This window comes from Nonomuraea sp. NPDC049607, assembly GCF_040675375.1.
Classification (GTDB): Bacteria; Actinomycetota; Actinomycetes; order Streptosporangiales; family Streptosporangiaceae; genus Nonomuraea.
This window is the reverse complement of sequence record NZ_JBFAOV010000084.1, coordinates 1-8841: the sequence shown is the minus strand read 5'-3', so window position 1 is coordinate 8841 and position 8841 is coordinate 1. Positions and strand designations below refer to the sequence as shown.

Annotated in this window: 8 protein-coding genes and 2 pseudogenes; 6 read left to right on the top strand and 4 right to left on the bottom strand. The window is 68.2% G+C overall.

Features of this window, described 5'->3' with window-relative positions; genetic code table 11:
• Together AB0J97_RS51260 and AB0J97_RS51255 are read right to left on the bottom strand one after the other, a co-directional pair.
• Nucleotides 1-248: pseudogene (locus AB0J97_RS51260) on the bottom strand (ATPase); the annotation flags it as partial.
• A 487-nt stretch (nt 249-735) separates the two neighbouring features.
• Nucleotides 736-942: an AraC family transcriptional regulator N-terminal domain-containing protein gene (locus AB0J97_RS51255; protein WP_364104650.1), complete on the bottom strand. Its 207-nt coding sequence runs from the start codon at nt 940-942 to the stop codon at nt 736-738.
• A gap of 697 nt (nt 943-1639) precedes the next feature.
• On the opposite strand from AB0J97_RS51255, the gene blaOXA reads away from it, so the two are divergent.
• From blaOXA to AB0J97_RS51225, 6 genes are all read left to right on the top strand, one after another.
• Nucleotides 1640-2512 carry a class D beta-lactamase gene (gene blaOXA, locus AB0J97_RS51250; RefSeq protein WP_364104647.1) on the top strand — a complete coding sequence of 291 codons (873 nt, stop codon included), beginning with the start codon at nt 1640-1642 and terminating at the stop codon, nt 2510-2512.
• Nucleotides 2509-3768, top strand: a complete 1260-nt coding sequence (locus AB0J97_RS51245; RefSeq protein WP_364104644.1) for an MFS transporter — start codon at nt 2509-2511, stop codon at nt 3766-3768. Before blaOXA ends, AB0J97_RS51245 begins: the two co-directional genes overlap by 4 nt.
• Nucleotides 3765-4220 carry a hypothetical protein gene (locus AB0J97_RS51240; protein WP_364104641.1) on the top strand — a complete coding sequence of 152 codons (456 nt, stop codon included), beginning with the start codon at nt 3765-3767 and terminating at the stop codon, nt 4218-4220. The genes AB0J97_RS51245 and AB0J97_RS51240 overlap by 4 nt, the downstream gene beginning before the upstream one ends.
• Before the next feature lie 345 nt (nt 4221-4565).
• Nucleotides 4566-4706, top strand: a complete 141-nt coding sequence (locus AB0J97_RS51235) for a hypothetical protein (protein WP_364104638.1) — start codon at nt 4566-4568, stop codon at nt 4704-4706.
• 277 nt (nt 4707-4983) lie between these two features.
• A complete protein-coding gene (locus AB0J97_RS51230) occupies nt 4984-6345 on the top strand; it encodes a serine hydrolase domain-containing protein (RefSeq protein WP_364104635.1) in 1362 nt (453 codons plus the stop codon).
• A 264-nt stretch (nt 6346-6609) separates the two neighbouring features.
• On the top strand, nt 6610-7755 hold the full coding sequence (locus tag AB0J97_RS51225) for a DUF418 domain-containing protein (protein ID WP_364104632.1): 1146 nt from the start codon (nt 6610-6612) through the stop codon (nt 7753-7755).
• A 651-nt stretch (nt 7756-8406) separates the two neighbouring features.
• Here the strand turns inward: AB0J97_RS51225 and AB0J97_RS51220 are convergent.
• Both AB0J97_RS51220 and AB0J97_RS51215 read right to left on the bottom strand, forming a co-directional pair.
• Nucleotides 8407-8661, bottom strand: coding sequence for a Tn3 family transposase (locus AB0J97_RS51220; RefSeq protein WP_364104629.1), 255 nt, complete (start codon nt 8659-8661; stop codon nt 8407-8409).
• An 88-nt stretch (nt 8662-8749) separates the two neighbouring features.
• A pseudogene (locus tag AB0J97_RS51215) lies at nt 8750-8815 on the bottom strand (hypothetical protein); the annotation flags it as partial.
• Between the last annotated feature and the right edge of the window lie 26 nt (nt 8816-8841).

Below are 8841 nucleotides of genomic sequence, written 5' to 3'. Positions count from 1 at the left end.
TCGGCGATGCCGAGCGCCGAGGCGATCGTGTGCCTGACCATGCCCGCGTCCTGCAACCGGGCCAGGTCGGCGAACCACACGCCGTCGGGGTACTGCGTGCGGACCTGGTGCGCCAGCCGCAGCACCGTACGCGACTTGCCCACACCGCCGATGCCCGTGACGGTCACCAGCCGGGACTCGGCGAGATGCCGCTTGAGGTTGGCGAGTAACCGGGTCCGCCCCACGAAGCTGGTGCTCTCTTCGTGCAAATTCCCAAACCACCGAAAACCGGAGCCCACCACACCGCCTCTAGGCGCATCACGGAAGTACGAGCACACAGCCTACGATGACGCGGGCGCCAAGGGATCGTAAATCGCCAGATTTACTCGCCTCTACACCGCACAGAAGCGACCCAACCCAACACGATAAACCGACAAACACCTAGACAGCTACACAAATCATCAATTCCCCATACTTAACATCTAGACTTGAATCTTTTTCGCATCTCAGGATAGAAGGCGCCATAAACTTCAACGAAGATCCTGGGCACAAGGTTCAGGCGTTGGCCATCAGCACGCCAAGATCATCGATTCTTGCTGTTCGCGTTGAGGATCCCGCCAGTTGCGGATGGCGACGGGTGCACCGTCTGGCGTCGACCAGGGCAACAGAGTCGTCCGTCCCTGGCGGCGAAGGAGCAACGCAGCGCCGAGGCGAGATGGCCTCGACACCGCCTTCACCGATCCGGGCTTCGTTAGCTCAGATCCTCGCCGGCCAAGCGCACCCGACTTGGCGAGCCCCAGCCGGCCCACGATCGCGCCGTATCCGCCGATGATCAGCCGCCGGGACCTCCCGTTCGACGAGCGGCGCGAGAACGATGGCGCCGCCGGGCTGGTCGGGCAGGCGCAGCAGGCGGACGACGGCGCCGAGGAACTCTGCGGAGGCGGTGCCGGCCGCCGCCACCATGCCGGGCGGCGCGTCATCGCGCCGGAACGCCCGAACCGTGATCTACGCGACGGGTCACGAAATATGTGCCTGATCCCGAATTATGACCCCCTAACGACGACGCTCGGGTTCTAGTGCTTGACGCAACACACCTGATCATGGAGGGCGTGTTGATGGCGAGGCGTGGGCCCAAGCGCAGGCTGGATGTGGAGTCGGAGTACTGGCGGCTGGTGCTGTCCGGCGTGGGAAACGGTGGAGGCTTGTCGCGCCCTCGGGATCGGGCGCGAGACCGGCTACCGGTGGCGGGTGGAGAACGGCGGGCTACCGCTGGCGCGGCTGGCTGAGAGCGCCCTCCCCGGTGATCCCCGGATCAGGCTGCCTCCAGCTTCACCCCGCCGCTACGACGGCAGAGCGACGGTGGCCTTTCACCTCCATTCGGACAAACAGTGCTTTCCATGGCGCACTGACACGGTTCTTACCGGCACCCCAAGATGCACCTTGCTGCTCAGCCAGCCGCGTGAGCGGCCCAGCCCGGCCGGGGTCAGCCGGAACCCCATCGGTGGGAGCGCGAACACGATACAGGGACGTCCTGTCACCGACCGTCATCTGCCGCTCCGTCGTCGACGGCTTCTCTGCCAGCAGGTATACGGCTTCAAATATCGGTCGTCCATTGATATCGATATTGGACAGTTCAGATGTCCCGTGATCTTCTCTGCGCATGAAGAAGGCAATCCCCCAGGCCCTCCGTTCCGGGCTGGGCGTCATCGTTTCCACCTCACTCACCCTCCTCGGTGCTCCCTCGTACGCGGCCACCGCCTCAGCCGGCGCCGCCACTGTGGCTGTCGAGGTGCGGCCAGGAACGACCGTGCGCGACGACCTGCGTACGGTGTTCGACACGGCCGGGGTGCGGGGCACGTTCGCGCTGCTGGACGTGTCGTCCAAGACGACGACCGTGGTGGACCGGCGGCGCGCGGAGACGCCGATGGTGCCCGCGTCCAGTTTCAAGGTCCCGCACGCGCTCGTCGCGTTGGAGACGGGCGTGGTCAAGAGCCCCGACGAGGTGATCCCCTGGGACGGCACGCCGCAGCCGTATCCCGAGTGGGAAAAGGACATGACCATGCGGGAGGCCGTACGCATCTCCAACGCGGCGGCGTTCCAGGTGATCGCCCGCCGCATCGGCCTCACGCGCGAACGTCAGTGGCTGCACCGGCTTGGCTACGGCAACCGGCAGACCGGGACCGTGGTCGACCGGTTCTGGCTGGACGGCCCGCTGAAGATCTCGGCGGTGGAGCAGACCCGGTTCATGGAACGGCTGGCCGCCCTGCGCCTGCCCGCCTCCCGCGCGAACCAGCGTACCGTCCAGGACCTGATCCTGATGGAGAAGAAGAACGGGTACACCCTGTACGCCAAGTCAGGCTGGCAGAACGCCCCCAGCCCCGGCACCGGCTGGTGGACGGGCTGGGTCGAGCGCGGCGGACGCGTATACACCTTCGCGCTGAACATGGACATAGCCAAGGACGCCGACGCCGCCAAGCGCGCCACGCTCGCCCGTCAACTGCTGTACCGGCTGAACGTCCTGCCCGCGGCGTGACCGTCTCCCCCGCAGACCACGGTGACCGTCGCACGGTCACCGTGGTCGTCACCGTTCAGGCGGCCATCTCGCTGGGCTACTTCGCGGCCATGGCACACGTCGTCCTGCACCTGCGAGCCGACCTCGGATTGACCGCCGGAGGGATCAGCCTGGTGCTGGCGCTGCGCAATCTCGTGCAGCACACGCTCTCCCTGCCGGTCGGCGTGCTGGTGGACGTACTTGGCCCGGTACGGATGGGCATTCTGGCGTGCCTGCTGCGCGCGGCCGGGTTCGCCCTGCTGGGCACTGTGTCCAGCCTGCCCTGGCTGATCGTCGCCGTGGTGCTGCTGGGCACGGGCGGGGCGCTGTTCCACCCGGCGGCGCAGTCGCTGCTGGCCGGGCTCGCCGAACGGCGAAGGGCGCGCGGATACGCGGCGTACGCGATGACGTTGCAGGTCGCGGCGGTGGCCGGCCCGATGTTCGGGCTGGCGCTGCTGAACGTCGGCTACTGGCTGGTGGCGCTGACGGCGACAGCGCTGTGGGGCGTGGCGGCGTTCCTGTTCTCACTCCTGCGGCACGTCCCTCGCGTACAGGTGCCGCATGGGGTCGTCTCCGGAGTGCGAACGGTACTTCGGGACCGGGTGTTCATCGGGTTCGCGGCCGTGTCGGCGCCCGCCATGCTGCTGACCGACCAGTCGTCGGTGGTCGTACCGCTCGGCGGCGCGGACGCGACAGCGGTCACCGTGTTCTCCTGCGTGCTCGCCATGGTGTCGGCCGCGGTCCAGCCGTGGTGCGTGGTACCCGGCCGCGCCGACCGCCCGCACGTGCTGCGCGCGGGACTGCTGCTCGCCGCAGGCGGCCATCTGCTGCTGGCAAGCGGCGCGGGCACCGGGCTGCCAGGCCTGGTGCTGGTGGCCGTGCTGCACGGGCTCGCCGACGGGCTGCTCCAGCCGGCGGTGTTCCAGACGATCGCCCGGCTCGCCCCGCCGACGCGTTTCGGGGCGTACCTGGGCGTGCAGACGTTCCTGTCGGGCCTGGTCGCGTTCGCCGGTGGCATCGCGGTGGGCGGGTTGTTCGACCGGGGACCAGGCGGCGCGACGGCGGCACTGGTCATCCTGACGTTGACCGCCTGCGCCGCTGCGGCCTGCGTCCCCGCCGGGACGATCACGTCCGCTGCCGCTGGTGCGGCGCGATCCACAGCGAGGGCGCGAGCGGCGGCCACTTCCTCACGACTGTCTCGTTCATCGTGCAGCAGACGGCTGAAGGCCAGGCCGTGAGCGACTCTGTGACCACCCCTGCCGAGTGGGTGTGCCCGTGCGGACGCCGGCGCCCCCTGGAGATAGGCGAACTGCTCACCGACGACACGCTGGTGAGCTGCCGCCGGAGATGGATCTGCCGCAACAGCAGCCACGATCCGTCCGGCGTGGTGTTCACCGTGCTGGCCGCGCTGTCGGGGATGGAACGGGAGTACATCCGCGACCGCACCCTGGAAGGCCACGAATCCGCCCGTGCCCGCGGTAAGACCATCGGCGGCGCCGCTGTCACAGACGACGCCATGCTGTCCATGGCCCTGCACCTGCGCCAGCAGAACCTCAGCCTGCACGACATCGCCGCTCGCCTCGTCCTCACCAAAGGCAAGAAGAGGGGCCGGCACCCGTCCCCGGCCACCGTCCTGCGCATGCTCCGCGAGCACGACGAAGCGGACGTCACGGTGCCATCGGCTTCATGACCCCGTGCGATGGAACGAGATCCGACGTTCATCCGCGTCTCCAAAAACGAGCGGATCAGCTACATGACCAGTGGGAACCCCGTTGATGCCGGATTCCGTTCCAAATCTCTCTAACCCCCGCATCCACGACGGCGAAGCCGGCGGTCGCAATCTTCGGTGGGCTGATCGCAGCCCGTCTTCTTCTAAGGGGTGGTGGCGGGCTCGCTCACGGGCAGCGATCAGGTCGCCCGCACGCTTACGGTGTCGGCTCATTTCCTAGCTATTCAGTGTTGCCGAGTACCAGTAGTCAGTAGTACTTTGTACCAGTAGTCGGCATCACCGAGTAGCTGGAAGAGGGGGTGTTCCGTGGGCAAGCAGATGACCGAGATGCTCAAGGGCAAGGGAACGCTGGAGGGCATCGTCCTGGCGATCCTGTCCGGCCGTGTCGGCATCCTCGTCGTCGCCTGTGCCTTCGCCATGGACACCTACCGCCGCAAGATCTCCTAGGGCGCATCGATCGGGCGTGTCTTGATCCCGATCAGCGTGGGACAGGAATACGGCGGCGCGGTTGCCCTGAACAGAACAGCAATCTCTCGGCTCGCTCGCGCCACCGGGCGGAGGCTTTCAGGAGATTTTGCGCGAGATGAATATCGGGTTGTGAGCGGCTCCAGCGGGTGGCGCTGGAGGACCACGCTACACCTGGCCGTCCCGGTCGATCCAGGCGTACGTCTTCTCCAAGAGTCTCAGATCCCTGAGTTTCAGCTCTCTAGAAAGGAATCAGAGCATGGCAGACACGACAATCGGGACACCCGAGCAGGGACACGTCGGGCGCCGGACCGTGTTGAAGGGCGTGCTGGGTGCCGGCGCGCTCGCCGGCGCACACGCCGTCCTCGCCGGCCGCGCCAACGCCTCCGCGAGCGGTGGTAGTGACGATGTCGAGCGCGGTGTCGAGCACGGCTGGGGGAAAGTCGCCGACGCGTTCCGCGCGAACTTCAGAAACTCCGGCGAGGTCGGCGCGGCGTGCAGCGTCTACGTGGGCGGCCGCCCCGTGGTCAACCTGTGGGGCGGCCTCGCCGATCGCGAGGCGAATCGGCCGTGGCGCAGGAACACCATCGTCCAGGTCGCATCCACCACGAAGGGCGCCACCGCGATCTGTGCTCACCTGCTGGCCCAGCGCGGCGAGCTGGATCTAGACGCCCCGGTGGCCCGGTACTGGCCGGAGTTCGGCGCCGCCGGCAAGGAGCAGATCCCGGTGCGCTGGTTACTGTCGCACCAGGCCGGCCTGCCCATCGTCGACGGGCCGCTGACGTTCGAGCAGGCCTGCGCCTGGCACCCCGTCATCCGCGCGCTCGAGGCCCAGAAGCCGCTGTGGCAGCCGGGCACCGAGCACGTCTACCACAGCGTCACGTACGGGTTCCTGATCGGCGAGGTCGTACGCCGGATCACCGGCAAGTCACTCGGCACCTTCTTCGCCGAGGAGGTGGCCGCCCCTCTTGGGCTGAGCGCCTGGATCGGGCTGCCCGAGAAGGAAGAGAAGCGGGTGGCCCGGCTCCACGACGCCGCCCCGTTCAGCCTGGAGGAGCTGCTGGCCGGGCTGATCGCGATCACCGGGCTCGACGCGGACACGGTCACGGCATGGGTGAACGCCGTGTGGGCTCCGGGCTCGGTCCAGGCCCGCGCCGGCGAGCTCGGCGGCGCCTTGACCAACCCCGAGGTCTACACCACGCGTGCCTGGCGCGCGGCCGAGTTCCCTGCCGCGAACATGCTCGCGGACGCCCGATCGGTGGCGCGGATGTATGCCGCCACGGTCAGCGACGTCGACGGACTTCGGCTGCTCAATCCATCGACAGTCGAGAGAATGACGGCCGTCCAGACCGACAGGACACCGATGCACGGGCTGCCGCCGGGGCTGAACCTCCCGGCCGACCGCTCTTTCTACATGTCGCTCGGGTTCTGGCGAGCCTGCCCACCGCTGCCGATGACCGGGCCGGGGTCATTCGGCCACCCGGGCTCCGGCGGATCGATCGGCTTCGCCGACCCCGACGCCAGTGTCGGCTTCGGCTACGTCACGAACCTGTGGAACTACCGGCCCGACGACCCGCGGGCATCGAACCTGGCCAAGGCCGTCCGATCCTGCCTCGGATGACCGAACTCCAGGAGTCGCTGCAGGAACTGGCAGCCCACCACGGCATCCCGGCGCGGTGCTGGGCGTCGCCGAGGACGGACGGATCGAGGCCGCCGATGGCCGCGACCGTACGCATGACGTCCCGAGCACTGCACCGTTCCCCACGCCCTCGCCCCTGGCCGGCACCGCCCGCCCCACCCTGCTCGCCCGGGTCCACCAGGCCCTGGACAAGCGCCCAGAATCCTCTTTCCCTTCTCCTCTTCTCCCTTCTTGCAGGAGTGATCCATGCCTACTGTCCCTTCGGAAAGCGTGCAGGCGCCGCCTCCGACACGGGTCCGCGCGCTTGCCCCCGACCTGGCGCGCGGCGTCATGCTGTTGTTGATCGCGCTAGCGCATGCGCCGACCTTTGTCAGCGACGCCGACCTCGGCCCGTCGGCGCTCAACACCGTCAGCCAGTTCCTCAAGGTCTTGGTCGCCGACAACCTGGCGCGCACGATGTTCGTGTTCCTGTTCGGCTACGGGCTGGGCCAGCTGGCCGGCAGCCAGTTCGCTCAGGGCAGCGATTGGCCCTCGGTCCGCAAGCTGCTGCGCCGCCGGGGGTTCTGGCTGCTCGTCATCGGGTTCCTGCACGCGACGCTGCTGGTGCCGATCGACATCGTCGCGACGTACGGCATGGCGTTACTGATCATGGCGCCCATGATCCGCGCCCGTGACTCGGTCCTGCTCTGGACCGCAGCGATCTCCTTTGTCCCCGCGACGGCCATCGTGGCATGGACGACCGTCCGGGCGCACGCCGCGGCGGCCGGCGGCCACCCGGAGTCGCTGCCGCCGCTGATGAAGGACGACTTCGCCAGTCAGCTGCTCTTCCACCTGGTGATGTGGCCGGCGAAAGCACCGGGGATGGTCCTGCTCGTGGTGCCCGGCATCGCAATCGGCATCTGGGCCGCCCGGCGCCGGATCATCGACGACCCCGAGCTGCACGTGGTCTTGCTCCGCCGCGTCACCGTCTCCTTCCTCACCCTGGCCGTTGTCGGCAGGCTCCCGATGGCGCTGATCTCGACCGGGGCGTGGACGACCGACTCGACCTGGCTGCCGGCGATCGTGCACACGATCGCCGGATACGCCGGCGGCATCGGACTGGCCGCCGCCATGGGGCTGATCGCCGTCAAGATCGGCGGCAACCGCGGCCGCCTCACGACCGCGCTGGTGGCGCTCGGCCAGCGCTCGCTGAGCTTCTACCTCTTCCAGTCCGTCGTGTTCTACGCCCTGTTCTATCCCTTCACGCTGGACCTGGCCGATGCCATGGGCGGCGCCGCCGCACACGCCATCGGCGTGGCGGTCTGGCTGCTGTCGATCGTGCTGGCCGACTGGATGCGCCGGGTCGGCCACCGGGGGCCCTGCGAGATCGCCCTGCGTCGACTGTCCCGTTGATCTACACGGTCGGCAGCCCCGCCCTGTGTGTGGGGCTGGCCGCTGCGGGCGCGATCATCTTCACTAGCGTGCCACACACACCTGCGCCTGGAGCAGAAGGCAACCCTGCTGTCCGGTCTTCGAGCGGGTGGTACAGGATTCCGCACGGCGGTTGACCGCGGCGGCGGCCATCTGGCGCAGGAGGGCCGCGAGCCGGGGCGGGATGAGCAGCGGATGGCGTCCGATGTCCAGGTAGGCGCCGGTAGGCCCCGTCGCCCTCCATGTGATCGGCTCTCTTCGACGTCCGGCTTGAGGCGGTCGGGGTCGCACCCGACAGCCGGGAACAGTCCCTGGCTGCGCTGCTGGCCACCGAACGCCCATCACCGCAAGAGACCCGCACCCGCCCCGCCGTGTGCGTTCGTCGCCCCTCGGTGTCGGCGAGCTCTGACGAGCCCTCACCGCGAGCGCCCCTGAGTTCAGCAATGGATGCGCGAATTCCGCATCGGATGCGAGCCCACGATGGTCACCAAGCCCGCCTGACCTGCTCATCAAACCAACATCAGCAAGTCAGAGCTACTTCGATCTTCCGCGGTTGCTGCCCGGGACTCCGGCTGCATGCCCGGACTCGCCAGAGTCGGACATGGCGCTGCCGCGTTCCGGGCGGCCAGCCTCTCAGGCCGCCTCAGCCAGGATGGTGAAGTCGATCTCGGGCAGGTCGGGGTCGAAGTCGTCGGGGCGCAGCCGCAGCACGTCGGTGGCGTACAGGCCGAACCGGCTGATGTGCGCGGTCAGGTAGGGCGAGAGCTGCGCGACGTCCTCGGCGCTGATCTCCCAGCCCTCGGCCAACAGCTGCCGCATCACCTCCATCACGTCCAGCGCCGTATGGAAGATCACGCAGTTGGCCGGCAGCGAGTTGAATTTGATCATCTTCTCCTGCTCGGCCGGGTCGTTGTGCGGCGATGACGCCGTCGTTGCCGAAGCGCAACCAGCCGGAGAACCCGTTGAACCCCTCGACCTTGTTGGTGACCGCGGTGATGCGCCTGCGCAGCGCGGGGTCAGCGAGAAAGCGCAGGAGCGCCACGGTGCGCACACTGCGGCCGACCTCCC

What these genes read in the sequence shown, in the direction of transcription:
- AB0J97_RS51255 (WP_364104650.1), bottom strand. Translation starts at nt 942, where the DNA reads ATGGTGGCGGCGGCCGGCACCGCCTCCGCAGAGTTCCTCGGCGCCGTC.
- blaOXA (WP_364104647.1), top strand. Translation starts at nt 1,640, where the DNA reads ATGAAGAAGGCAATCCCCCAGGCCCTCCGTTCCGGGCTGGGCGTCATC.
- AB0J97_RS51230 (WP_364104635.1), top strand. Translation starts at nt 4,984, where the DNA reads ATGGCAGACACGACAATCGGGACACCCGAGCAGGGACACGTCGGGCGC.
- AB0J97_RS51225 (WP_364104632.1), top strand. Translation starts at nt 6,610, where the DNA reads ATGCCTACTGTCCCTTCGGAAAGCGTGCAGGCGCCGCCTCCGACACGG.
- AB0J97_RS51220 (WP_364104629.1), bottom strand. Translation starts at nt 8,661, where the DNA reads ATGATCAAATTCAACTCGCTGCCGGCCAACTGCGTGATCTTCCATACG.